General features: G+C 64.9%; 22 protein-coding genes. 9 read left to right on the forward strand and 13 right to left on the reverse strand.

The window, feature by feature from the left end; all coding sequences use genetic code 11:
• Positions 1-39 precede the first annotated feature (39 nt).
• The 6 genes from M2281_RS07985 to M2281_RS08010 all read right to left on the reverse strand — a co-directional run bounded on the left by M2281_RS07985 (position 40) and on the right by M2281_RS08010 (position 7486).
• Positions 40-834, reverse strand: a complete 795-nt coding sequence (locus tag M2281_RS07985; protein ID WP_280820526.1) for a lysophospholipid acyltransferase family protein — start codon at positions 832-834, stop codon at positions 40-42.
• Positions 835-866: 32 nt separating this feature from the next.
• Positions 867-1361 (reverse strand): ribosomal protein S18-alanine N-acetyltransferase, encoded by a 495-nt coding sequence (gene rimI / locus M2281_RS07990; protein WP_280820527.1) that lies wholly within the window; start codon positions 1359-1361, stop codon positions 867-869.
• On the reverse strand, positions 1362-2039 hold the full coding sequence (gene tsaB / locus M2281_RS07995) for a tRNA (adenosine(37)-N6)-threonylcarbamoyltransferase complex dimerization subunit type 1 TsaB (RefSeq protein WP_280820528.1): 678 nt from the start codon (positions 2037-2039) through the stop codon (positions 1362-1364).
• Between the two features lie 20 nt (positions 2040-2059).
• Positions 2060-4225, reverse strand: a complete 2166-nt coding sequence (locus M2281_RS08000; RefSeq protein WP_280820529.1) for a malate synthase G — start codon at positions 4223-4225, stop codon at positions 2060-2062.
• 159 nt (positions 4226-4384) lie between these two features.
• The gene (locus M2281_RS08005) at positions 4385-6403 is read right to left on the reverse strand and encodes a hydantoinase/oxoprolinase family protein (RefSeq protein ID WP_280820530.1); all 2019 of its coding nucleotides are present in this window, start codon (positions 6401-6403) and stop codon (positions 4385-4387) included.
• Between the two features lie 702 nt (positions 6404-7105).
• Positions 7106-7486 (reverse strand): hypothetical protein, encoded by a 381-nt coding sequence (locus tag M2281_RS08010; RefSeq protein WP_280820531.1) that lies wholly within the window; start codon positions 7484-7486, stop codon positions 7106-7108.
• A 1-nt stretch (position 7487) separates the two neighbouring features.
• Between M2281_RS08010 and M2281_RS08015 the strand changes: the two genes are divergently transcribed.
• Entirely contained in the window at positions 7488-7757 is a 270-nt protein-coding gene (locus M2281_RS08015; RefSeq protein ID WP_280820532.1) for a GIY-YIG nuclease family protein, read from the forward strand.
• 214 nt (positions 7758-7971) lie between these two features.
• On the opposite strand, the gene lepA is transcribed toward M2281_RS08015, so the two are convergent.
• Positions 7972-9786 carry a translation elongation factor 4 gene (gene lepA / locus M2281_RS08020; RefSeq protein WP_280820533.1) on the reverse strand — a complete coding sequence of 605 codons (1815 nt, stop codon included), beginning with the start codon at positions 9784-9786 and terminating at the stop codon, positions 7972-7974.
• Positions 9787-10098: 312 nt separating this feature from the next.
• Between lepA and M2281_RS08025 the strand changes: the two genes are divergently transcribed.
• Complete coding sequence (locus M2281_RS08025; RefSeq protein WP_280820534.1) at positions 10099-10725, forward strand: LysE family transporter; 627 nt, start codon at positions 10099-10101, stop codon at positions 10723-10725.
• On the opposite strand, the gene M2281_RS08030 is transcribed toward M2281_RS08025, so the two are convergent.
• The 4 genes from M2281_RS08030 to M2281_RS08045 all read right to left on the reverse strand — a co-directional run bounded on the left by M2281_RS08030 (position 10722) and on the right by M2281_RS08045 (position 15613).
• Positions 10722-11729, reverse strand: a complete 1008-nt coding sequence (locus M2281_RS08030) for a cytochrome d ubiquinol oxidase subunit II (RefSeq protein WP_280820535.1) — start codon at positions 11727-11729, stop codon at positions 10722-10724. The genes M2281_RS08025 and M2281_RS08030 overlap by 4 nt on opposite strands.
• Positions 11730-11733: 4 nt before the next feature.
• Positions 11734-13098, reverse strand: coding sequence for a cytochrome ubiquinol oxidase subunit I (locus tag M2281_RS08035; protein WP_280820536.1), 1365 nt, complete (start codon positions 13096-13098; stop codon positions 11734-11736).
• Positions 13099-13215: 117 nt separating this feature from the next.
• Positions 13216-14151, reverse strand: a complete 936-nt coding sequence (dmeF, locus tag M2281_RS08040) for a CDF family Co(II)/Ni(II) efflux transporter DmeF (protein ID WP_280820537.1) — start codon at positions 14149-14151, stop codon at positions 13216-13218.
• 421 nt (positions 14152-14572) lie between these two features.
• Complete coding sequence (locus M2281_RS08045; protein WP_280820538.1) at positions 14573-15613, reverse strand: phosphatidylglycerol lysyltransferase domain-containing protein; 1041 nt, start codon at positions 15611-15613, stop codon at positions 14573-14575.
• Positions 15614-15762: 149 nt separating this feature from the next.
• Between M2281_RS08045 and M2281_RS08050 the strand changes: the two genes are divergently transcribed.
• Complete coding sequence (locus M2281_RS08050) at positions 15763-16905, forward strand: flavin-containing monooxygenase (RefSeq protein WP_280820539.1); 1143 nt, start codon at positions 15763-15765, stop codon at positions 16903-16905.
• 5 nt (positions 16906-16910) lie between these two features.
• Here M2281_RS08050 and M2281_RS08055 read toward each other — a convergent pair whose 3' ends face one another.
• Positions 16911-17615, reverse strand: a complete 705-nt coding sequence (locus tag M2281_RS08055) for an SDR family oxidoreductase (RefSeq protein WP_280820540.1) — start codon at positions 17613-17615, stop codon at positions 16911-16913.
• A gap of 239 nt (positions 17616-17854) precedes the next feature.
• Here M2281_RS08055 and M2281_RS08060 point away from each other — a divergent pair, with 239 nt between their 5' ends.
• From M2281_RS08060 to M2281_RS08070, 3 genes are all read left to right on the forward strand, one after another.
• Complete coding sequence (locus M2281_RS08060) at positions 17855-18193, forward strand: hypothetical protein (protein WP_280820541.1); 339 nt, start codon at positions 17855-17857, stop codon at positions 18191-18193.
• 132 nt (positions 18194-18325) lie between these two features.
• Positions 18326-19030 carry a phosphatase PAP2 family protein gene (locus M2281_RS08065; protein ID WP_280820542.1) on the forward strand — a complete coding sequence of 235 codons (705 nt, stop codon included), beginning with the start codon at positions 18326-18328 and terminating at the stop codon, positions 19028-19030.
• Between the two features lie 230 nt (positions 19031-19260).
• On the forward strand, positions 19261-20004 hold the full coding sequence (locus M2281_RS08070) for a DUF899 domain-containing protein (protein WP_280820543.1): 744 nt from the start codon (positions 19261-19263) through the stop codon (positions 20002-20004).
• 70 nt (positions 20005-20074) lie between these two features.
• On the opposite strand, the gene M2281_RS08075 is transcribed toward M2281_RS08070, so the two are convergent.
• Positions 20075-20881: an undecaprenyl-diphosphate phosphatase gene (locus M2281_RS08075; RefSeq protein WP_280820544.1), complete on the reverse strand. Its 807-nt coding sequence runs from the start codon at positions 20879-20881 to the stop codon at positions 20075-20077.
• Between the two features lie 154 nt (positions 20882-21035).
• Here M2281_RS08075 and M2281_RS08080 point away from each other — a divergent pair, with 154 nt between their 5' ends.
• From M2281_RS08080 to M2281_RS08090, 3 genes are read left to right on the forward strand one after another with little or no spacing between them, the layout of a single operon-like run.
• A complete protein-coding gene (locus M2281_RS08080; RefSeq protein ID WP_280820545.1) occupies positions 21036-21728 on the forward strand; it encodes a glutathione S-transferase family protein in 693 nt (230 codons plus the stop codon).
• Positions 21709-22902: a tRNA epoxyqueuosine(34) reductase QueG gene (gene queG / locus M2281_RS08085; protein ID WP_280820546.1), complete on the forward strand. Its 1194-nt coding sequence runs from the start codon at positions 21709-21711 to the stop codon at positions 22900-22902. Before M2281_RS08080 ends, queG begins: the two co-directional genes overlap by 20 nt.
• A complete protein-coding gene (locus tag M2281_RS08090) occupies positions 22899-23807 on the forward strand; it encodes an SDR family oxidoreductase (protein WP_280820547.1) in 909 nt (302 codons plus the stop codon). Before queG ends, M2281_RS08090 begins: the two co-directional genes overlap by 4 nt.
• Positions 23808-23887 lie beyond the last annotated feature (80 nt).

Raw genomic sequence — 23887 nt, forward strand, 5'->3', positions numbered from 1 at the left:
GGCAAAAAACAGACGTTTCTTGGCAGGTCTTGGCGGGGTTCAGCGTTTGGGGTCGCGCAGCGCCTGGTTCATCATGCTGCGCACGCTGTCTTCCACCTGGCGCGCGGTCTCCTTGCGGCTGGTGCCCGCCGCAAATTCCAGCGGTTCGCCGAAATGCACTTCCACGTCGATCGCGCCTTCGGCCAGCAGATCCTTGACGTGCGGCACCAGGTCCTGGTCGCCCACCCAGGCCGCGATTGCCCTGTGCTGGCGCCCCATCGGCAGGCCCTGCAGGCGCGTGTAGGTGATGGCGACCGGCTGTATGAAGACCTTGTCCGCACCGCCCTCGTCGATGGCCAGCTTCGCCGCACCGAACAGCGTGCTCTTGAACGGCAGCAATATGTTGCCGTCGCCGGTCGTGCCCTCGGCAAACAGCACCACGGCGTCGCCCGAAGCCAGGCGGCTGGCGATCTCGCTGGCCTGCTCGCCGGATTTGCGCTTGCGCTCGCGCTCCACGAAAATGCTGCCCTGCAGGCGCGTCAGCCCCCCGATGAGCGGCCAGCGCGACATTTCCGACTTGGCGATGAAGGCAACGTCGTTGAACGAGGCCAGCACCATGACGTCGGTCCACGAAACATGGTTCGCGGCGATCAGGAGCGGGCGGCTCGTGGACATCGTGCCGGTCACATGGACGCGGAAGCCTAGCGCGCGCAGGATGAGCCCGTTGCACCAGCGCCGTATGCGACGCGGCTTATAAAGCCCGGTTTTGACGCCGAGATAGGCGAACGGCACCAGTAGGGCCAGCCCGACCGCGACGCACAGAAGCGCCAGACCTATCCGCAGCTTCGCAAACATGCGTCGTGCCGTTCCTCCAATCGCAGGATTTGCTAGCGAAGGTCGCGGCGCATGACAAGCGCGCCATTGGCGCCGCTGCCCGGGGCGCGATAGTAGTCGGCCCGCTTGCCGACCTCGCGGAAACCGAGCCGCCGGTAGAGCGCGATCGCCGCAGCATTGGTCTCGTCGACTTCGAGGAACAGCGCCTCGGCGCGTTGGGCGTGAAGCTCGCGCAGCACCGCATCCATCAGCTTCCAGCCGAGCCCTTGCCGCCGATAGGCGCGGGCCACCGCAATGGTCAGGATTTCGCCTTCGCCGGCGACCAGCCGCGCCAGCACGAAGCCCGCCGGCGCTTCGTTACCGCGCCCGACCTCGCGCGCAGCATAGCCGAACACGGTGTTTTGCGCCAAAAGGTCGGCGAACTCGCCGCCCGTCCATGGCCGCACGAAATCCTCACGATGCAGCAACGAGACGGCATCGCTGTCCTTCGCCGCCAGCGGCTCCAGCACGAAATCGCGCTGGCGCGAGGTGATGAAGGGAATGCGCATTCAACCGCTCCTCGGCAGGACGAAGCCGGCCTGCGGCTTGGCGTCCGGTTCACGCAGGTAAAGGGGTTTTGGCCGCTCGCCGGGCTGCTTGCCGGCGGCCAGTTTTGCATAGACGCCGATATCGGACGTCGCGCCGAGAGGCCCGATCGCAATGTCCTCTCCCGGCAGCGTGGCGGCGATCATTCCCGCCGCCGTGCCGGCCAAAGCAGCCGCATATTCGGTGCCCAGCAAGGTCGCCTGTGCAAGGTCGATCACTGCCGGGGCAAAGAGCGTGGCGCCAACATCGTCATAGACCGCGGCCTGCAGCTCGCCGCGCCCGCCATCGAGGGCGGCCAGCACGGTGCGCGGCCCGTTAAGCGCGCGCGCCTCGGCAGCGATCGCCTCCAGCGTCGTGACGCCGATCGCCGGGATACCCAGCGCCAGCGCAAGGCCGCGAACGGCCGACACGCCGACGCGGACGCCGGTGAAGGAGCCGGGCCCAACCGAGACGGCGACCGCTCCGAGATCGGCAAAGGCGAGCTTACCCGCCTTCATCGCTGCTTCGATCACGCCCATCAGATGCTCGGCGTGTCCCTTGCCGAGGTCCAGCACCTCGCGGCCAAGCTCTTTTCCCGCGTCCGCGTCATAGACGCAGGCTGCGCAGAGCCGGGCTGAGCAATCGATGGCGAGGAGCTTCATGAGCGGTTTGCCTTCGACCCTTAATTGGCCGCCCGGTCGCGCGCCTTCAGCTCCAGCCGGCGCCGGTGCAGAACCGGCTCGGTGTAGCCATTGGGCTGCTCGCGACCCTTGAAGACGAGCTCGCAGGCGGCCTGGAAGGCGATGGAGTTGTCGAAGTCGGGCGCCATCGGGCGATAGAGCGGATCGTCCGCGTTCTGCCGGTCGACCACGGCCGCCATGCGCTTCATCGTTTCCATGACCTGGTCGTGGGTGACCACGCCGTGGTGCAGCCAGTTGGCGAGGTGCTGGGACGAGATGCGCAGCGTGGCGCGGTCTTCCATCAGGCCGACATCGTTGATGTCCGGCACTTTCGAGCAGCCGACGCCCTGGTCGACCCAGCGCACGACATAGCCCAAAATGCCCTGGGCGTTGTTGTCGATCTCGTGCTGGATCTCCTCCGGCGTCCAGTTCGGACGCACCGCAACCGGCACCGACAGGATGTCGTCGAGCTTGGCGCGCGGGCGGTTCTTCAGCTTTTCCTGCACCGCGTGCACGTCGACCTTGTGATAGTGCGTGGCGTGCAGCGTGGCCGCCGTCGGCGACGGCACCCAGGCGGTGTTGGCGCCAGCCTGCGGGTGAGCGATCTTCTGCTCCAGCATCGCCGCCATCAGGTCCGGCATGGCCCACATGCCCTTGCCGATCTGGGCGCGGCCGGAAAGCCCGCATTCCAGGCCGATGTCGACATTCTGAGCCTCATAGGCGGAAATCCAGGCCGACTGCTTCATGTCGCCCTTGCGGATCATCGGGCCAGCTTCCATCGAGGTGTGGATCTCGTCGCCGGTGCGGTCGAGGAAGCCGGTGTTGATGAACACCACCCTCTCCTTCGCGGCGCGGATGCTCTCCTTGAGGTTGATGGTGGTGCGCCGCTCCTCGTCCATGATGCCCATCTTGAGCGTGTTCTTCGTCATGCCGAGCATCTGCTCGACGCGCCCGAACAGCTCGACGGCAAACGCCGCCTCTTCCGGCCCATGCATCTTGGGCTTGACCACATAGACCGAGCCGCTGCGCGAATTTTTCCGCGCGCCGTTCGGGCCGACATCGTGCAGCGAGATCAGGCCGGTGACGGCGGCGTCCATGATGCCTTCCGGCACCTCGTTGCCGTCGCGGTCGAGGATGGCCGGATTGGTCATCAGGTGGCCGACATTGCGCACCAGCATCAGCGAACGACCGGGCAGCACCAGCTTGCCGCCGTCCGGTGCGGTGTATTCGCGGTCGGCGTTGAGCTTGCGGGTAACGCTCTTGCCGCCCTTCTCGAAGGTTTCGGCAAGGTCGGCCTTCATCAGGCCGAGCCAGTTGCGGTAGGCAACGACCTTGTCCTCGGCGTCGACCGCCGCGACCGAATCCTCGCAATCCTGGATCGTGGTCAGCGCCGCCTCGAGCACGATATCGGCGATGCCGGCCGGATCGGTCTTGCCGATGGTGTGGTTGCGGTCGATGACGATCTCGGCATGCAGGCCGTTCTTCCTGAGCAGCACGGCCGAAGGCGCCGCAGCCTCGCCGCGATAGCCGACGAACTGCGCCGGATCGGCCAGGCCTGTAGAGCCCACGACCAGCTGTCCGTCCTTGACGGCGAGCGCGCCGGCATTGGCCCAGGAGCCGTCCTTCAGCGGAGCGGAGGTGTCGAGGAAATTGCGACCCCAGGCGATGACCTTCTCGCCGCGCCCCGGATTGTAGCCCTTGCCCTTCTCGGCGCCGCCGGTATCCGGGATGGCGTCGGTGCCGTAGAGCGCATCATAGAGCGAACCCCAGCGGGCGTTGGCGGCGTTGAGCGCATAGCGCGCATTCATGACGGGCACGACGAGCTGCGGGCCGGCGACCACCGCGATCTCGGGATCGACGTTTTCGGTGGCGACCTTGAACTCGGGGCCTTCCTCGACGAGGTAGCCGATCTCCTTCAGGAAAGCGCGATAGGCGGCCATGTCCGACGGCGCGCCATTCTCGCGATGCCAGGCATCGATCTTTTCCTGGATGGCGTCACGCTTGGCCAGGAGCTCGCGATTGCGCGGCGCAAGATCGTGCACGATGGTCGAAAGCCCGGCCCAGAAGGCGGCGGCCTCGACACCAGTGCCCGGCAGTGCCTCCTGCACCACGAAATCATGAAGCTCACGGGCAATACGCAGACCCGACGCTTCGATCATATCGCTCATAGTCTTTCTCCTGACACCCTATGCGGACGGACAATTTCGCGGCCTTTGATCACGTTGGGGTTGCAGGGTCAATTCATCCCAAGCTGTAGAACCCGCCAAACCCCGAAAAGCCGCTTTGCATAATAGCATCGGCAGCGGCAAACGAGGATAAGTTGCGGTTTACGCAGCGATCCGCGGCCGGCCGGTGGCGACCGCCAGGATATGCGCCTCGATGAACATGCGCTGGCCATCCACCATCGAGGCGCGCACATCATGCGTGACCTCGATCTCGGCGGCATCCGTGCCGGCATCCAATGCACGCTGCGCCGCGATCTTGCGGATCTCGGCATCGGCGACACGGATGGCCTCTTCCTCGTTCAGAAAATCGCGGACGTCGTCACCCGAAGCGACGCGGAACAGTCCCTCCTTGGGCTGGCTCACGCGCGCCTCGGCCGAGATGCGCACCTGCCCGACCACGGCGCCAAGCGCATTGGCGACATCGGTGTCTCGCGGCACTACGCACTCATTGCCCAGCAAGTCCGGCAGGCCGGCATAATGCAGCGGCGCCGAAGCGCCGAGGCCGATGACCGGGCGGTCGAGGGCTACCGTGAAGCGTGCGATGCCTTCATGACCGTCGACGGCGCGCTGCACCAGCGCATGGGCGACGGTCGACGCACCATCGAGCCCGTCCTCGGCAAAGGCGGTCTCCAGAATCACCTCGGCCGAATTGCGCGTGACGGCGAGCAGCACGCGTTCGGCCATCGCTTCCGGCGAGCTCGCAATTGCCTGGCCGCGACCGTCGCGCTTGCGCGCAAAAAGGCCGGCGCCGAGGCGGGCGGCCTTGGCGTCCCAGTTGTCCTGGCGGCCGAGCGTGTGGGCGGCATCCGACGGCGTGAAGCCGACGACATGCACCAGCCCGCGCCCCACCAACCGGTTGAGCGTCGCGTTCTGCGCGGTCGAGGTGAGCAGCCTGTCGAGTGGCAGCGGCACGGAGCCGATCGCTTCGTAGAGCTTGGCTTCCGGCGCGGTGAGGCCGGCGGCAAGACGCTCCGGCACGCCGGTGCGCACGGCGAAGCGGCCGTCCATGCGGCCGGGGTTGGGCGCACGCAGCTGGCGCTCCAGTTCGGCAGTGACGGCCTCGCCATGCACCATGCCGGCAAGCGCCAGCGGCACGACGCGGCGCGGCCCGAGCGTGATGCGCGGCGAAAGCCCGCCATCTTCCAACGCGACCTCCGAATCTCCGCCGAGGCCGAAGGTGCGCATGGCCACCGCCTCGACCATGGTGCGAAAACCGCCGACGGTGGCGCCTTCGGGGTCGAGCCGGGGGCGGCCATTGTCGAGCACGGCGACGTCGGTCGTGGTGCCGCCGATGTCGGAGACGACCGCATTGTCGAGGCCGGTCATGTGGCGGGCGCCGACGAGGCTGGCGGCGGGGCCGGACAGAATCGTCTCGATCGGCCGCTGGCGGGCGAACGCGGCCGAGACCAGCGCGCCATCGCCGCGCACCACCATCAGCGGCGCCTTGATCCCCCGCGCGGCCAGAAAGCCTTCGGTCGCGGCAACCAGCCGGTCGATCATCGAGATCAGCCGCGCATTGAGCAGCGTGGTCAGCGCCCGGCGCGGGCCGCCGAGTTTTGCGGAGAGCTCGTGGCTGGCGGTGACCGGCAGGCCGGTTTTTTCACGGATCAGGTCGCGTGCGAAAATTTCGTGGGCCGGGTTGCGGGTGGCGAAATAGGCGCAGACAGCGAAGCCCGACACCGATTTTTCCAGCTCCGGCAGCGCCGCCTCCAGCGCGGCAAGGTCGAGCCGCGCGGCATTGCCATGCACGTCATGCCCGCCGCCGCAAAACACCACCGGGTCGGTGCCGAGCGCGGTTTTCAGCCCGTCGCGGACGAGATCGCCTTCCGAAAAGCCGATCATCACCAGCGCCACGCGCCCGCCCTGCCCCTCGACCAGCGCGTTGGTGGCGAGCGTGGTGGACATCGACACCAGCTTTATCCCGGCCGGGTCAGCTTTGGCCTCCGAGAGCACCGCATCGACCGCGCCCGAAATGCCGACCGCCAGATCGTGCCGCGTCGTCAGCGATTTGGCCTTGGCGGTGACGCCCGCGCTCTCCGACCACAGCACCGCGTCGGTATAAGTGCCGCCGGTATCGATGCCGAGAAACAGCGGGGACGACGGCGTGGGCTTTTGGGTCATGTCGCGGGCAATCCGGAGCGGTTGAACTCGCCCCTGCCCTTAGCCCACAAAGCTTCGCCACGGAAGCACCGGAAGGTTGAGCCAGCGCCGGCCAGCCCCTGTCGCCACCACGCCCGGCTTTCGCCGTCTGGTCATTGTCCCTCGACAAGCTCAGGATGAGTTCGGGAAACGGGGCGCAGGGCCATGCCTCCTATGGTAGTATGTGGCACGGCTTGCCGCGCCACGCCGGTGAGCTTGCCCCGCTCAGTCGCCTCCACATTCGCGTGGCCAGCCGCCGCAAAGGCCCGGACTTGGGGGTTCATCACCCAGCAACGCCACCGTTAGCGCCACCAGCCCGGACACCGACGCTTCCACCTGATACCCGGTGCGCACCAGGCTTCCCGCGGAAGCGGATTTGGCCTTCAGGATACGGGGCGGTGGAGAGGTGGGGGATGAAGTTTTTTGCGGCGGAGGCGGGGCAGAATTTGTAGACCTGAAGAAATGTCAGGATTTCCATGAGTATTTGCCAGAGGGCAAGGGCTGGCGCGGGTGAAACATCGCGAAAGGCAGGGATTTTTGCCCGCCGGTCTAGAAGACGAAAACACCGAGGGTGGAGGCGAAGATGCGGTGACACGGAGGCGCTGCCCGGTACACCAGCCTTGTTTGCGCTCTACTCATGTTAGCCTTGCGACGGGACTGCACTCCATCTCCAAACAGACTGCACTAACAACCCTTGCCATTCCACCAACAACCATCATGGATTTTTTGAATAAATCTTGAAAAACTCTTATTCACTTTTACAACATCGTCCGGGACTATTAGCTTCAGCATATTAACCCCATCAATTACCTCAACATATTTCCTTCCATTGTTCTTAAATATTTTTTTTACTTCCGATTTTGCGTTCTGACCTTCAACAATGGAATTTGCTACACTTCTTTGCAACGAGCATTTTTCATCCAAAAACGGAGCGAACCAACTTTCAATGCACCGGTCTGGAACGCTGATCACAATTTTGGAACAATCCACACCTCTGCTTACAAGATTATCGTGTATCTCTTGCTCAATATCCTCTGCCTTCTGAGGCCTCTGCTCACGATCCAATATGCTGCGCTGCTCGGATGGCTCCTATTACACTGGGCTGACCAAGCAGGAGGTCGAAGCACGGGTGTGGGAGCACAATGAGGGCATCTACGACGGATACACCTCCAAGCGGCGGCCGGTGGAACTGGTGTTCACCGAAACCTATGACCTGATCATCGATGCAATTGCGCGGGAGCGGCAGATCAAGCGCTGGTCGCGCGCCAAGAAGGAAGCGCTGATCGCGCTCGCCTATGAAAGGCTGCCGGAATTGGCGAGCCGGAAGAAAAGATAGCTGGAGCCACCCTCGTGGTTCGAGGCTCCGTTCCGCTTCGCTCCACTCCGCACCTCACCATGAGGGCGGGGGTGTGGCACGGCGCTCAACTTTGAGGGTTGGAGTGCCGCTGCCGTTCTTAAGGGTGGGGCAGCGCGAACGTCCCTCATCCTGAGGAGGCGCCGTGAGCCGCCGTCTCGAAGGACGCACCTCACAATGAGGGATTTAGCGTGCGCTAGTTATCACCCATCTTGAGCGCCTGGATGAACGCTTCCTGCGGGATGTCCACCTTGCCGAACTGGCGCATGCGCTTCTTGCCTTCCTTCTGCTTTTCCAGAAGTTTGCGCTTACGCGACACGTCGCCGCCGTAGCACTTGGCGGTGACGTCCTTGCGCAGGGCCGAGATGGTTTCGCGCGCGATGATGCGGCCGCCGATGGCCGCCTGGATCGGAATCTTGAACATGTGCTGCGGGATCAGCTCTTTCAGCTTCTCGCACATGACGCGGCCGCGCTTTTCGGCCGCCGTGCGGTGCACCAGCATGGAGAGCGCGTCCACCGGCTCGTCATTGACCAGGATCGACATCTTCACCAGGTCGCCTTCGCGATAATCGGTGAGGTGGTAGTCGAAGCTGGCATAGCCTTTCGAGATCGACTTCAGCCGGTCGTAGAAGTCGAACACGACTTCGTTGAGCGGCAGGTCGTAGACCAGCATGGCGCGCTTGCCGACGTAGGAAAGGTCGGCCTGGATGCCGCGCCTGTCCTGGCAAAGCTTCAGGATGCCGCCGAGATAGTCGTCGGGGGTGAGGATGGTGGCGCGGATCCACGGCTCCTCGATGTGGGCGATCTTGACCACGTCGGGCATGTCGGCCGGGTTGTGCAGCTCCTTCACATCGCCGTCGTTCATGACCATGCGGTAGACGACCGACGGGGCGGTGGCGATGAGGTCGAGGTTGAACTCGCGCTCCAGCCGCTCCTGGATGATTTCGAGGTGCAGAAGGCCCAGGAAGCCGCAGCGGAAGCCGAAGCCGAGTGCCGCCGAGGTTTCCATCTCGAAGGAGAAGCTCGCGTCGTTGAGGCGCAGCTTGCCCATTGCCGCGCGGAGATCTTCAAAGTCCGCGGCGTCGACCGGGAACAGGCCGCAGAACACCACCGGCTGCGCCGGCTTGAAGCCCGGCAGGGCCTGTTCGGTGGGGCGGCGGTCGTCGGTGATGGTGTCGCCGACGCGCGTGTCTGCCACTTCCTTGATCGAGGCGGTGATGAAGCCGAACTCGCCGGGGCCGATCTCGTCGGCCTGGATCATCTTGGGCGTGAAGAAGCCGGTGCGTTCGACCGGATATTTTGCGCCGGTGCCCATCATGCGGATGGTCTGGCCCTTCTTGAGCACGCCGTCGATGACGCGCACCAGAACGATGACGCCGAGATAGGCGTCGTACCAGCTGTCGACCAGCATGGCCTTGAGCGGCTTGGACGCATCGCCCGCGCGCGGGGCGGGAAGCTGCTTGATGATCGCCTCAAGCACGTCCTCGATGCCGAGGCCGGTCTTGGCCGAGATGTAGACGGCCTGGCTGGCGTCGATGCCGATGACTTCCTCGACCTGCTCCTTGATGCGCTCGGGCTCGGCGGCGGGCAGGTCGATCTTGTTCAGCACCACGACGATCTCGTGGTTGTTGTCGATGGCCTGGTAGACGTTGGCGAGCGTCTGCGCCTCGACGCCCTGGGAGGCGTCGACCACCAGCAGCGAGCCTTCGCATGCAGCGAGGCTGCGCGACACTTCATAGGCGAAGTCGACGTGGCCGGGCGTATCGATGAGGTTGAGGACGTAGTCCTCGCCGTTCTTGGCGCGGTAGTTGAGGCGCACGGTCTGCGCCTTGATGGTGATGCCGCGCTCGCGCTCGATGTCCATATTGTCGAGCACTTGCTCCTTGCCCGCCATTTCGCGCGCGTCTAGGCCGCCGGTCATCTGGATGAGCCGGTCGGCGAGCGTGGATTTGCCATGGTCGATATGGGCGACGATGGAGAAATTGCGGATGTGATCGAGCGGTGTGGTCATGGCCGCGCATTTAGCAGGGGGCACGCAAAAGGCAAAGGAGATTCATGCCGGAATGCGCGCGCAAACCGGCCTTTCGCGTGTCGGAGCCCGGCTTCCTGCTCCGGCCGCAGACGACAGCTTCCTGCAACTTCGTTCAAACGGAGGATGCGCGGGCGGCGCATTGCGCGGAAAATCCTCGTTCGTGGTGTCTGGGAACGGCGCAGCGATCACCCCGAGCGAGGCTGGAATGGGCGGCAACTGCAGATCGTCTGGTTGTTTGGGAAGTCTTGGGGCCGGCGTTTGCCGCAGCCTTTCGAATGCCGGCGGCCGGCCATGACGACACAGCCGGAGCCGATGTCGGTCCTGCAACTGGGGCTGGCGCTGGGCCTTGCGTCGATCCTCTCGGTCGGCCCGAACAATCTGATGATGCTGAGGGCGGCGATCGGCCGGACGCGGCCGGTGACCGTCGCGGCGACCGTCTGGGCCAGCTACAACGCGCTGGCCGCCGTCGGCATCGTGCTCGGCGCGGAGATCAACGAGCAGAGTGCCTGGCTCACCAAGGTGCTGCCCTGGCTTGGCGTCGTCGCGCTGCTCTATTTCGCGACGTCATCGCTGCGCAAGGCGCTGTCGCGGGCGGTGACGGACGAACGTCCCGCGGAGAGCACACACATCGCCAGTTCGTTGCGGACGATATGGCTCAATCCGCTGACCTACCTGGAGCGGCTGGTCATGCCGAGCGTTGTTGCCGCCGATCTCGACGATCCGGTGCTACGCCTGTTGCTCTTCTTCGGCCTCGCCGGCGCTTCCACGATGAACTGCTTCAGCTACACGCTCGGCGGGCGGCTGCTCGCGCGCGTCATCCGCAGCCCGCGGGGCTTGCGCATCTTCGATTGTGCTGCAGGCTTGCTCCTGATCTGTCTGGCCAGCGCAGGCGCGCTGACGCTGCTTGCCCGCAACTAGTCGTAGGTCAGTTCCGATGCTTTTCCACCAAACACCCGGTAGGCGTAGAGCGAATAGCCGAGGATGACGGGCAGCACGATCAGCGTGCCGACAAGTATGATGGCGAGGCTTTCGGTGGAGGCGGCGGCCTGCCAGATGGTCAGCTTTTCGGGCACGACATAGGGGTAGAACGACCAGCCAAGGCCGGCGAAGCCGAGCACGAAGATGGCCGCGAGTGTCAGGAACGGCAGCATGGCGTGGCGGTCGCCCTCCTTGGGGAGGTGAAAGGTCTGCCACCAGAGCCAGACGAACAGGATGACCGACAGGATCGGCAGCGGCGCCACATAGAGCATGTCGGGCAAGGTGAACCAGCGGTCGAAGATGCGGGGGCTGGTGAGCGGCGTTGCGGCCGACACGGCCAGCATGCCGAGCGCGGTCAGCACCAAAAGGTTGCGCAGCCAGCGCACCGCCTTGTGCTGCAGCTCGCCCTCGGTCTTGTAGATCAGCCAGGCCGCGCCCATCGCCGCATAGGAAGCGGCGAGGCACAGCGCCACCAGCACGCCGAAGGCCATGGCGGCAAGGCTGGTGTCGAGCCCCAGCACATAGATGCCGAGCATGTAGCCCTGCGCCAGCGAGGCAAGCACGGAGCCCACGAAGAAGGCGCGGTTCCAGCGACGCTTGCGGTGGACGGGCACCTTGGCGCGGAAATCGAAGGCGACGCCACGCAGGATGAGCCCGAGCAGCAGGACGAAGACCGGCAGATAGAGCGCGGTGAGAATGACGCCGTGCGCGAAGGGGAAGGCCACGAGCAGAAGCCCGACGGCGAGCACCAGCCAGGTTTCGTTGGCGTCCCAGAACGGGCCAATGGCCGAGATCATCGTGTCCTTCTCGTGGTCGGAGGCAATGCCGAAAAGGATGCCGACGCCAAGGTCGAAGCCGTCGAGCACGACATAGATGAGGATCGACACGCCCATGAGGCAGGCGAAGACGAATGGCAGGATGGTGGACCAGTCCAGGTTCGACATGGCTTTACTCCGTGTCGTGCGCGGGTTGCGACAGCGGCCTGTCCAGCACGCCCGGCAGTGGCGACTCGTCGCCCTCCTTGGCCGCCCTGAGCGACAGGTGAACCAGCGTGCCGAGATAGGCGACGATCAGCACGATGTAGAGCAGCGTGTAGAGGATCAGCGTCAGTGCGACATGCTCGGCGGGAACCGGGCCGACGGCTTCGGCCGTTCGCAGTACGCCGGTGACCAGCCAGGGCTGGCGGCCGATCTCGGTGGTGTACCAGCCGGCGAGCGTGGCGAGCCAGCCCGACAGCGTCATGGGCACGAGGATGATGGCGAGCCACCTAGGCATCTTGCCGCGCCGCCAGAGGTTCCAGGCGGCGACCCACGAGACGATCAGCATGATGATGGCGGTCCCCACCATGATGCGGAACGCCCAGAAGACGGGCGCGACCGGCGGATGGTTGTCGCCAAATTCGTTGAGGCCCTGCACCACGCCATTGGCGCTGTGCCGCAGGATGAGGCTCGCGCCGCCCGGAATGCTGACTTCGAATCTGTTTTGCCGCGTTGCCTCGTCGGGAAGGGCAAACAGGATAAGCGGCACGTTGGCGCGCGTTTCCCAATTGGCTTCCATGGCCGCCACCTTCTGCGGCTGGTATTCCAGCGTGTTGAGGCCGTGCTGGTCGCCGGCGAAGATCTGCAGCGGGATCAACACGGCTGCCAGGTAGACGCCGGTGCGCATCGCTTTCCACATCGCGTCCGACCGGTCGCCCGCCAGATAGCGCAGCGCCGAGAGGCCGGCGATGAAGAATGCGACTGTCAGGCCCGATGCCAGGAGCATGTGCACCAGGCGATAGATGAAGGACGGGTTGAAGACGACCTGCCACCAACTGGTCGCGTGGGCGACGCCGTCGCGAATCTCGAAGCCGATCGGCGTCTGCATCCAGGAGTCCAGGGCCAGGATCCAGAAGGCCGACAGAGTCGTGCCGAATGCGACCAGAACGGTGGCGGCCGTGTGCACCTTGTTTGACACCCGGCGGAAGCCGAACAGCATGATGCCGAGGAACACCGCCTCGAGGAAGAAGGCCGTCAGCACCTCATAGGCGAGCAGCGGGCCCGCGATATTGCCGACGCGCTGCATAAAGATCGGCCAGTTGGTGCCGAACTGGAAGCTCATGGTGATGCCGGTGACGATGCCGATCGCGAAGGACAGAGCGAAAACCTTCACCCAGGTGAAGTAGGCGCGCATCCAGGCCGGATCGGAGGTGCTGTTGTAGCGCAGCTTGAAGAAGAGAAGGACCCAACCGAGGGCGATGGTCAGCGAAGGAAACAGAATGTGGAAGGAAATATTCGCAGCGAACTGTACGCGCGACAACATCACCGGATCCATCAGGATTCTCCCGCTCTGTTTCGCGCGGAAAAATAGGGCGAATGTCGCGCCGGTCAAAAGCGGCGGGGCAAGAATAGCCGGGAGCCACAGGCCGTATTTCGTACCATTCAACGCCGCTTATGCGGCGTGAACCTCGACGGTTACATGCGAGAGCCTGGGCAGGCCAGCGAGCCGGGACTTGTAGCTTTCGGGTTGCTGCGGCAGCGCCGAGACGACGGAGACGATGAGCCCCATGTGGCCCGGCCCCAGCCGCCACAGATGGAGATCCGCGACGCGGTCGCCGTCACGCTCGAGAAGCCGGCGCACACGGGCTGCGAGCGCATCGTCGGCGCGGGCGTCGAGCAGCACGGCACCGGAAGTCCGCAGCAGGCCCCAGGACCAGCTGGCGATGACGAAGGCGCCGATAATGCCCACCACCGCGTCCATCCAGATCCAGCCATAGAGCCAGCCGGCGAGCAGGCCGAAGATGGCAAGCACCGAGGTCATGGCGTCGGCCAGCACATGCAGATAGGCTGAGCGGAGATTGTGGTCGTCATGCGCATGATGGTGGTGGTGCGCGTGATGGTCATGATGGTGGTGCGCGTGATCGCGGTCGCCACCACCCGACAGCAGCCAGGCGCTGACCAGATTGACGCCAAGGCCGAGCACGGCCACGGCGATTGCGTCGTTGAAGCGGATGGGAACGGGCTCGACGAGCCGCATCGCAGACTCATAGACGATCATCACCGCGATCACCGCCAGAACGATGGCGCTGGTATAGCCGGCAAGCTCGCCGAACTTGCCGGTGCCGAAGGCAAAGCGGTCGTCCCGCGCATGGCGGCGCGCATAGGCATAGGCCGCCGCCGTGATAGCCAGCGCGCCGGCATGGGTGGACATGTGAAAGCCGTCGGCCAGAAGGGCCATGGAGTTGAAGAGCAGGCCGGCGACGATCTCGCCCACCATCATGGCGAATGTCAGCGCGATGACCATGTAGGTGCGGCGTGCGTTGCGGTCGTGATGCTCGCCGAGGAAGACGTGGTCGTGGGTATATCGTTCGATGGGCAGCGAGTTCATGACCGGCCTCTCAAAGATATTTGGTGATCTCCCGAAACCCGGGATCGTTGACGTGGCTCATGCGGATAACCTTATCCCCCGCAGGGGATGCGGCAAGGGTCGCTGCTGGAAACTGGCGCCTGGCGCCCTCGTGGTTCGAGTCCCGGCCTTGTTGGGCTTGCGATCAACGCCCCACGCCGTGCGGGCCGGGCACCTCACCATGAGGGCTACTGGAATGCCGCAATGCCAACCTTGGACGTTCGAAATTGGGAAGCCAAGGGGGCGGCACGCTCGCGAGATGATGGGTGCGTCCTTCGAGACGGCGGCTCACGCCGCCTCCTCAGGATGAGGAACGTTGGCGCTGCCCCACCCTCATGGTGAGGTGCGAAGCGGAGCGGAGCCTCGAACCACGAGGGTGGCTCCAGCTATCTTCTCTCTCGGCTCACACCGCCTTGCACAGGCGCAAGAGCGCCATGACCTCGAGCGGGGTGGCCCGCTTGAAGGCGATATAGGTGGGCTCTTCCTCGCCGTGGAAGCGGCGCTTGAAGGCGGCCTGTCCCTGCAGGTTGAAGACGCGCCGGTTGATGTGGCCCGAGTTGTAGGCGCGGGAGAACATCGAGCGCCAGAAAGGGCTTTCGTCAAAGCCGCTTTCGCGGATGTCGGCCAGCGGCGACAGGCCGAGCGTGACGAGGCCCCGCCCCTCCTTGCGGAAGCGGTCGACGGCGAATTTCGTCAGTCCGATTTCTGCATGCGGGGTGGTTTCGGCAAATTTGCGCTTGAAGGCGGTGGTGTAGCCGACGACCTCGCCGCCCCTGAAGATCGGGTCGAAGTCGAGCAGCGCCACCGCCCGCGCATCCGGATCGATCAGCACGAAACGGCGCATGCCGTCGCCGAGGCTGGTGCGGAATGGCCGGTTGAGAAAGCGCATCTCCCAGCGCTTGACGACGCGCTCGGCGCGCCAGCTGTCCGACAGGCGCTTGACGTGTTCGTGCGAGGCGACGCTGCCGTCGTCCTCGATGATGGAATAGCCGTGCTTGAACAGCCAGCGCTCGGAATAGCGCACGGTTTCGTTGCGCGTACCGGAGAAATCATGCGCGGGCAAAGGCAGGCGGGTGTCGATGCCGGCGCGGTTGATGCGGTAGCCGAGCCCGGCAAGCACGCGGGCGGTCTCTTCGCCGATCTGGACGAACCAGGGGGTGCGCGCCGCCTCGATGAAACGTCTGAGATAGGCAGGCCTTTCGCCCTGCGCCGCGACCGGATCGCCCAGCGCGAAATGCTGGCCCATCTTGGTGGAAAAGGCGATGTAGCCGTCGGCATCGCCGAAATAGCTGAGATCGTCCTGGATCGCGGTGGAATAGGCGAGCGAGAAGTCGCCGTGGCGGCGCACCAGCCGCAGCCGGTCCTCGAATGCCAGCTCCATGCGCGGCACGGTGGCGGCGCGCCAGTCGAGCAAGGCGTCGAAACTCTTGCGTAGGAACCGCATGCTTTGGTCAAGTCCCCGTGCCGCGGCGACAAGAAGATCCCCGTCATCTTCTTTGGCCGGCAAAGCCACTCTTGCTCAAAATCTTCGGTTGCGCCACAAAGATCGCACCAGCGCGCCGTGTCCACGGCAGAAAATCCAGCGAGAGTCACATGTCTTCAACTGATGTCGAACGGGTGATCGTGATCGGCGCGGGGCCGGCCGGCATGGCAACGTCGCATGCGCTGGGCAAGATCGGGGTGGCTTCGGTGATCCTCGAACAGGAGGCGCGCATCGGCGAACCATGGCGGCGCCGGCACAAGAACATCACGCTGAACACCCATCGCAATTTCTCGGCCATGCCGGGCCTGGCCTTTCCGAAGGGAACGCCGGCCTTTCCCGGGCGCGACGCGGTGGTCGACCATCTCATGGCCTTCGGAAAGCACCACAGACTGCCGATCGAATATGGCGTGACGGTTGACACCATTTCGCGCGAGGACGGGCTTTGGGCGGTGCGGGCGAACGGCGCCAAGCGGCTGGCGCGCGACGTGGTGGTGGCGACCGGCCGCGACAAGCATCCCTATATGCCCGAGTGGAAGGGCGCCAAGGAGTTTGGCGGCAGGCTGATCCACGCCGCCGATTTCGGCCAGGCGAACGACTATGCCGGCAAGTCGGTGCTGGTGATCGGCGCCGGCAATTCGGGCTTCGACCTGCTCAACCACCTCATCCGCGCCAAGACCGGGCAGCTGTGGCTTGCGGCGCGCAACGGGCCGTCGATCCTGCCCAAGCGCATCGCCAATGTGGCGGTGCACATGTTCTCACCTGTCACCAATGCGCTGCCGAACTGGCTGGCGGACGCCGTGGTGGGAACCACGCAGCGGCTGATGTGGGGCGACATGACCCGCTACGGCATGCCCAAGGCGCCGGGCGGCGGGGTGAGCCGCCTGCGCTCCGACTACACTGCGATCGCTGCCGACGACGGCGCCATGAATGCGATCAAGGCCGGGCGCATCAAGGTGGTGCCGACGGTGCGCGAGTTCCGTCCCGATGGCGCAGTGGTGCTCGACGATGGGCAGACGATACGGCCCGACGTGACGATCGCCGGCACCGGCTATCGCACCGGGCTCGATGGGCTGGTGGGCGAATATGGCGTGCTGGACGAGCGCGGCTTTCCGCTCGTCAACGGCTCGGACCATCCGAACGCGCCGGGCCTTTGGTTCCTCGGCATGCGGCCCAACCTCCGCGGCTGCTTCTATGCCGCGGTCCAGCAGGCCGGCGAGATCGCCAAGGGGATCTCGCGCAGCCGCCGCCTGTAAGATGCTTACACCGACCTCGTGATGCCCCCGTCGATGCGGATGTTCTGGCCGGTGATGTAGCTCGACTTCTCGCTGGCGAGGAAGGCGATCAGCTCCGACACCTCCTCGACGCGGCCGTAGCGGCCCATCGGGATGCGTTCGCGACGCTCGCCGGTTTCCGGCAGGCTGTCGATAAAGCCCGGCAGCACATTGTTCATGCGCACATTGTCGGGCGCGTATTTGTCGGCGAACAGCTTTGTGAAGGAGGCGAGCCCGGCGCGAAACACGCCCGAGGTCGGGAACAATGCTTCCGGCTCGAAGGTGGCATAGGTCGAGATGTTGACGATGGAGCCGGATTTCTGCGCCTGCATGACCGGCGTGACCAGCCGCGCGATGCGCACGGCATTGAGCAGATAAGTCTCCATGCCGAGCTGCCACTCCTCGTCGCTGATCTCCAGGATCGGCGCGCGAGGGCCGTGACCGGCGCTGTTGACCACCGCATCGATGCGGCCCCATTTCTCCACGGTGGCGTCCACCAGCCGCTTGAGATCGTCGTTGGAGCGGTTGGAGCCGGTGACGCCGATGCCGCCGAGCTTCTCGGCCAGCGCCTCGCCCTTGCCCGACGAGGACAGGATGGCGACCTTGAAACCGTCCTCGGCAAGCTTGCGGGCGGCATCCGCCCCCATGCCACTGCCGCCTGCGGTGATGATGGCCGTCTTCAGTTCCGACATTTTTTGCACTCCCCTTTCGTCGCCACGCACTGCGTCGGCGCAATTCTTATGGGCAAAGAGGTATCCGCGCGGACGCGGCCGGGCAAGGTGCTGGACCAGCACGCGGGCAATTGTGGCAGACCGTTGGGGCAGCTGCACCTTGACGACGCGCGGCAGCTTTGCCAGACATCGCCTGGACGGGCCGGAGTTTTGAGCTGGGTGCCGACGTGGCCGCCTGCGCCATGCCCGTGGAGAGCGACTTGACCCTATTCGGCTTTCTGCAGCTCGCCGCCTCGACGGTGATCTTCCTTCTCGCCGCGGCTTGCGCGAAATCCTGGGCGCTGGCGCCCGGCCTGCCGAAACTGGTGCTGACGCTGGTGCTCTATTCGGCGGGCAATCTGGTGATGCTGCGCCTGGTGCGCGAATTCGGCATGGCTTCGGCCTTCAGCCTGTCGGCGGTGATCCAGCTGGTGGCGATCAACGTGATCGCGCTGGCCTTCTTCGGCGAGCGGTTGAGCGTGGTGCAGAGCGGCGGCGTGGTGCTTGCCATCCTAGCCGTGGGCCTGATCACGCTTGGGCCGCAGGCCGGCGGCCAGTAATTTTTGGCTCCCCTTCACACTGCCATGCGATGCTCGGCCGCGCACCATAATTGCGCGGCCTGATGTTGAAGGCGACTTGCCTCCCTATCTAACTCCTGCATTTCTGCAGCGACAAAGCATCGGGTAGTCTTCATGAGCACAGCGCGGTCGGGTCTTTTCGGCAAGGTCGAATTCACCGTCCTGCTTGCCGCGCTGATCGTGGCGGGCGGTTTGTGGGGCTTCGTCGAGCTGATGGAGCTGGCGCGGAATTCGGCGCCGCACGGCTTCGACACCGAAATCCTGCTGGCATTGCGCACGCCGGAAGACCTTGCCACGCCGATCGGGCCGCACTGGCTGCAGGAAGCGATGCGCGACCTGACGAGCCTGGGCAGCGCAGCGGTGCTGATCTACATCTCCGCTGCCGCGATCATCTATCTCCTGGTGACGCGCAAGGCGCTCGCCGCTTTCTTCGTGCTGCTGGCCATTGCCGGCGGCCAGGCGCTGAATAGCCTGCTGAAGCTCGGCATCGACCGGCCGCGCCCCGAGGTGGTGCCGCATCTGGCCAACGTCAGTACGATGAGCTTCCCGAGCGGCCACGCCATGATGTCGGCGGTGACCTATCTGACGCTCGGCGCGCTTCTGGCGCAGACCGTGCCCGACCGGGCAACCAAGATCTATGTGCTTTCGGTGGCCGTGATGACCACCTTCATCGTCGGCATCAGCCGGCTCTATCTCGGCGTCCATTGGCCATCCGACGTGCTGGCCGGCTGGTGCGCCGGTGCGGCCTGGGCAATGCTGTTCTGGCTGGTGGCGCGCTGGGCGCGGCGGACCCAGGCGGCCTCGCTGAAGCCGATGTAAGGCCCCTCGCCTCATCCCTGAAACACCCGCCCCAGGGCTCCCCGCATCGATCTCCGCGCTGCTTGACAGCCGCAGCTTGGCGAGCCATACTTAACCAACAGGTTAAATAAGAGGACCCACCGGTCCGGAACCCGCTCTCGGCGGCAGAGTTTCTGCCGCAATCGAGGACGGTTCCTGGCCGCGCATGTCGATCCGGAATGGCATTTCCGCTCACAGGAAGGAAAAGGACCATGGAACCGCATAAAGTCGTATCGCAGCAGGAATGGCTGGAAGCCCAGAAGGCGCATCTGGCCAAGGAGAAGGAATATACGCGTCACCGCGACCGGCTGAACGCCGAGCGGCAGGCGCTGCCCTGGACGCGCGTGGAAAAGGACTATTTGTTTGACACGCCGCAGGGCAAAAGGACGCTCGAGGACCTGTTCGACGGGCGCAGCCAGCTGGTGGTCATCCACTTCATGCTCGGGCCGGACTGGGAAGCGGGCTGCGTGGGCTGCTCCTTCGGTGCCGACCATATCGACGGCGCCAACCAGCACTTGAGGCAGCATGACGTGACGCTGGTGGCCGTCTCGCGCGCGCCGCTGCCCAAGATCGAGGCCTACAAGAAGCGCATGGGCTGGAAGTTCGACTGGGTGTCGTCCTTCGGCAGCGACTTCAACTATGATTTCGGCGTCTCGTTCAACAAGGAAGACATCAAGAACGGCACGGCGGTCTACAACTACAAGCCGCTCGACTTCGAGATGGACGAGTTGCCCGGCATGACCGTGTTCTACAAGGACGAGAACGGCAACGTCTTCCGCACCTTCTCGCAATATGCGCGGGGCGACGAGGAGAGGCTAGGCGCCTATGTCTACCTCGACCGCACGCCCAAGGGCCGCAACGAGAAGAGCGCAATGGACTGGGTGAAGCGCCACGACGAATATCCCGACGAGGACAAGAATATTTCAGCGATGCTGACTTCATCCTGCTGCGGGTGAGCGCCTCCCAGCGAGGACATTTGTTCAAAACGGGCCGGCAGCCGAAGCCGGCCCGTTTGTCTTGCCGGGCTCAGCCCCAGATCAGCAGCGCTACGAGGCCGGCGGTGCCGACGATCAGACGCCACCAGGCGAACAGCCCAAAACCGTGGCGCGAGACATAGTCGAGCAGGTGCCGCACGACGAACACGCCGGAGATGAAGGCGGCCACGAAGCCGACGCCGATGATCGGCAGGTCGGCCGCCGTCAGCACATCACGGTTCTTGATCAGCTCGAGCGTGAAGGCGCCGGCCATGGTGGGCATGGCGAGGAAGAAGGAGAACTCGGCCGCCGAGCGCTTGTCGGTGCCCATCAAGAGCGCGCCGACGATGGTTGCGCCCGAGCGCGACGTGCCGGGGATCATGGCCAGGCACTGGAAGAAGCCGATGCCCAGATAGACCGGCAGCGGGTAATCCGTCACGTTGCGATATTTCGGCGTCAGCGCGAGCCTGTCGACCCAGAGCAGCGCAACACCGCCGACGATCAGCATGACGCAGATCAGCATCGGCGATTCGAAAAGCACCGTCTTGATGAAGTCATGCGCCAGGAAGCCAATGACGGCCGCCGGCAGGAAGGCGAGCAGGACGCCGAACACGAAGCGCCGCGCGCCGGGGTCACTTGGCAGGCTGGTCGCGATCTTCCAAAGCCGCCCGAAATAGACCGACAGGATGGCCAGGATGGCGCCGAGCTGGATCAGCACCTCAAAGGCCTTGCCGGTGGACTCAAAGCCCAGGAAATGGCCGGCCAGCAGCATATGGCCGGTGGACGACACCGGGATGAACTCGGTTAAGCCCTCGAGCAGACCAAGCAGCAGGGCTTCGACGATGGTTTGATGTTCCATGAATGTCTCGACGATGCAGGGGGAATGGTGGGCTTGCTTGTCAGGGCGCCGAACTGTCCCTATACGGATGCGCCTTGACCGCCCGGTGAATCGGGCAGAGATAGAACTACCGGCGCGGCCGAAGAATGACCAGCGCAGTTTTTGCCACGGAACCATGCTGACGCTTTTCCATCACCCCATGTTCGCCTCCTGCCGCTTCGTTCGCCTCGCCTTTGGCGAGTATGGTGAGGAGCTGGCGCTGATCGAGGAAAAGCCGTGGGCGCGACGCAGGGAGTTTTTGGCGCTCAACGCCGCCGGCACGCTGCCGGTGCTCCTGGCCGAGGGCGACGTGCCGATCATCGGCGCCGGCGTGATCGCCGAATATCTCGACGAGACGCGCGGCGTGCTGAAGCGCGAGCGGCGCCTGTTCGCCGAGGACCCGATGGAGCGCGCCGAGATCCGCCGGCTGGTGGACTGGTATCTGGTCAAGACCGATAGCGAGGTGACCAAGCACCTGGTGCGCGAGCGCGTGCTGAAGCCGCTGATGCCCAACGAGGTGGGCGGCGGCTCGCCGGATTCGGGCGCCATCCGCGCCGCCCGCGCCAATATCCGCCAGCACATGAAATACACCAACTGGCTGGCCGGCACCCGCCACTGGCTGGCCGGCCCGCGCATCACCTATGCCGACCTCGCGGCCGCCGCCGCCATCTCCGTGCTCGACTATCTGGGCGAGATCGACTGGAGCGACAACAGCGCCGCGCGCGACTGGTACACGCGGGTGAAGTCGCGGCCCTCCTTCCGCCCGCTGCTCGGCGACCGGGTGCGCGGAATTTCGCCGGTATCGCACTATGCGGACCTCGACTTCTGATAAACCCGAAAGGGGCAGATCCGACGCGGGCGAGCGCCTGCGGCAGATGATCGACCGCGAGGCTCGCCGCGCCGGCTTCGACGTCATTGCCGTCGCTGCGCCCGATTCAATCCCGCAGGCACCGGCCCGGCTGGCCGAGTTCGTTGACGCCGGCTTTCATGGCTCGATGGGCTGGATGGCCGAAACGCTCGAGCGCCGAGCCGCCCCCAAAGCGCTTTGGGCCGACGTTCGGTCCATCATCGTGCTGGCGATGAACTACGGCCCAGGCGAGGATCCGCGCGCCCTGCAGGCAATGCCCGAGCGGGGCGCGATCTCCGTCTATGCCCGCAACCGCGACTATCACGACGTCATCAAGGGCCGGCTGAAAGAGCTGGCCGGCAAGATCGTGGCCCGCGCCGGCGGCGACGTGAAGGTGTTCGTCGACACAGCCCCGGTGATGGAAAAACCGCTGGCCGAGGCAGCCGGCATCGGCTGGCAGGGCAAGCACACCAACCTCGTGAGCCGGCAGTTCGGCTCGTGGCTGTTTTTGGGCACCATCTTCACCACTGCCGAGATTACGCCCGATGCGCGGGAAGTCGACCATTGCGGCTCCTGCCGCGTCTGTCTCGACGCCTGCCCGACCAACGCCTTTCCCGCGCCCTACAAGCTCGATGCGCGGCGCTGCATCTCCTACCTCACCATTGAGAACAAGGGGCCGATCCCGCATGAATTCCGCGCGGCGATGGGCAACCGCATCTATGGCTGCGATGATTGCCTGGCCGCCTGCCCATGGAACAAGTTTGCGCAGGCCGCCTCGGAGATGAAGCTTGCCGCCCGCGACGACCTGCTTGCGCCAAAGCTGGCGGATTTTCTGGCCATGGACGACACGGCCTTCCGCGCCTTCTTCTCCGGCTCGCCGGTGAAGCGTATCGGCCGCGACCGCTTTGTGCGCAACGTGCTGGTCGCCGCCGGCAATTCGGGCGAGCGTGGGCTGCTCGCAGCTTGCGAAAGCCTGCTCGGCGATGCCTCGCCGCTGGTGCGCGGGGCGGCGGTGTGGGCGCTGTCGCGGCTGATGGAGCCGGCGGCTTTTGCGGCGCTTGCAGAGGCGCGGCAAAACGGCGAAGACGACGCCGAGGTGCGCCGGGAATGGGATTTTGCGACCGGCTGGCAAGAGACGATCGGGGAACATGCATGAGCGCAGAAAAGATGTTCATCTTCGGGGCCGGCTATTCCGGCAAGGCGACCGCACAGGCAAAGCCCGAGCTCGGCGTCCAGGTTGCCGGCACCACGCGCTCGCCCGAAAAATTCGAGGCGCAGCGGCAGGCGGGCATAAGTCCCTTCGTTTTCGATGGAACGCTCACCGATGAGCTGGCTGTCGAGCTTGCCGAGACCACGCATCTGCTGATTTCCATTGCGCCCGACGAGACCGGCGACCCGGTACTGAACGCGATGCGCGAAAAGATCCTGCATGGCATGCCGAAGCTCAAATGGATCGGCTATCTCTCCACCGTCGGAGTCTATGGCGACCATAGCGGCGAATGGGTGGACGAGACCGGCGAATGCAGGCCGGTGTCGCGGCGCTCCGTCATGCGGCTGGCGGCGGAGAACGAATGGCTGGCGCTTGGCACCGAGACCGGCCTGCCGGTGGCGGTGCTGCGGCTTTCCGGCATTTACGGGCCGGGACGCAACGCGCTCGTCAACCTCGCCAATGGCACCGCAAAGCGCCTCATCAAGCCGGACCAGGTGTTCAACCGCATCCATGGCGAGGACATTGCGGGCGCCGTCTGGCACCTGGCAAAGCAGAACATGGGTGGCGTTTTCAACGTCACCGACGACCAGCCCTCGCCGCCGCAGGACGTGGTGACTTATGCCGCCGGGCTGATGGGTGCGACACTGCCGCCCGAGATTCCCTTCGAAACCGCCCAACTTTCGCCCATGGCCCGGTCTTTCTATGGCGAGAACAAGCGCGTCTCCAACGCGGCGATCAAGGCAACGGGCTTCCGGTTCCGTTATCCGGACTATCAAACGGCCTTCGATGCGATGTGGAAGACGGGCAACTGGAACGAAGGCGAGCCGCGCAGCCCGATGAAGCGCGGATGACCGAGTGAGGTCATCGTGACGAAGGCCACGCTATCGTTTACGCTTCGCTAAGCAAGTCATCTCAAGCTTGTCGGCAAGGG

Origin of the sequence: Pseudaminobacter soli (ex Li et al. 2025) (assembly GCF_029892515.1) — a bacterium.
GTDB classification, from domain to species: Bacteria; Pseudomonadota; Alphaproteobacteria; order Rhizobiales; family Rhizobiaceae; genus Pseudaminobacter; species Pseudaminobacter soli_A.

Coding starts and splice junctions, on each gene's coding strand:
- M2281_RS08070 (WP_280820543.1), top strand. CDS start 19,261: ATGGAACCGCATAAAGTCGTATCGCAGCAGGAATGGCTGGAAGCCCAG.
- M2281_RS08050 (WP_280820539.1), top strand. CDS start 15,763: ATGTCTTCAACTGATGTCGAACGGGTGATCGTGATCGGCGCGGGGCCG.
- M2281_RS07985 (WP_280820526.1), bottom strand. CDS start 834: ATGTTTGCGAAGCTGCGGATAGGTCTGGCGCTTCTGTGCGTCGCGGTC.
- M2281_RS08015 (WP_280820532.1), top strand. CDS start 7,488: ATGCTGCGCTGCTCGGATGGCTCCTATTACACTGGGCTGACCAAGCAG.
- M2281_RS08035 (WP_280820536.1), bottom strand. CDS start 13,098: ATGGATCCGGTGATGTTGTCGCGCGTACAGTTCGCTGCGAATATTTCC.
- M2281_RS08045 (WP_280820538.1), bottom strand. CDS start 15,613: ATGCGGTTCCTACGCAAGAGTTTCGACGCCTTGCTCGACTGGCGCGCC.
- M2281_RS08055 (WP_280820540.1), bottom strand. CDS start 17,615: ATGTCGGAACTGAAGACGGCCATCATCACCGCAGGCGGCAGTGGCATG.
- rimI (WP_280820527.1), bottom strand. CDS start 1,361: ATGCGCATTCCCTTCATCACCTCGCGCCAGCGCGATTTCGTGCTGGAG.
- M2281_RS08075 (WP_280820544.1), bottom strand. CDS start 20,881: ATGGAACATCAAACCATCGTCGAAGCCCTGCTGCTTGGTCTGCTCGAG.
- queG (WP_280820546.1), top strand. CDS start 21,709: ATGCGGACCTCGACTTCTGATAAACCCGAAAGGGGCAGATCCGACGCG.
- M2281_RS08090 (WP_280820547.1), top strand. CDS start 22,899: ATGAGCGCAGAAAAGATGTTCATCTTCGGGGCCGGCTATTCCGGCAAG.
- dmeF (WP_280820537.1), bottom strand. CDS start 14,151: ATGAACTCGCTGCCCATCGAACGATATACCCACGACCACGTCTTCCTC.
- M2281_RS08030 (WP_280820535.1), bottom strand. CDS start 11,729: ATGTCGAACCTGGACTGGTCCACCATCCTGCCATTCGTCTTCGCCTGC.
- M2281_RS08080 (WP_280820545.1), top strand. CDS start 21,036: ATGCTGACGCTTTTCCATCACCCCATGTTCGCCTCCTGCCGCTTCGTT.
- M2281_RS08005 (WP_280820530.1), bottom strand. CDS start 6,403: ATGACCCAAAAGCCCACGCCGTCGTCCCCGCTGTTTCTCGGCATCGAT.
- M2281_RS08000 (WP_280820529.1), bottom strand. CDS start 4,225: ATGAGCGATATGATCGAAGCGTCGGGTCTGCGTATTGCCCGTGAGCTT.
- tsaB (WP_280820528.1), bottom strand. CDS start 2,039: ATGAAGCTCCTCGCCATCGATTGCTCAGCCCGGCTCTGCGCAGCCTGC.
- lepA (WP_280820533.1), bottom strand. CDS start 9,786: ATGACCACACCGCTCGATCACATCCGCAATTTCTCCATCGTCGCCCAT.
- M2281_RS08065 (WP_280820542.1), top strand. CDS start 18,326: ATGAGCACAGCGCGGTCGGGTCTTTTCGGCAAGGTCGAATTCACCGTC.
- M2281_RS08025 (WP_280820534.1), top strand. CDS start 10,099: ATGACGACACAGCCGGAGCCGATGTCGGTCCTGCAACTGGGGCTGGCG.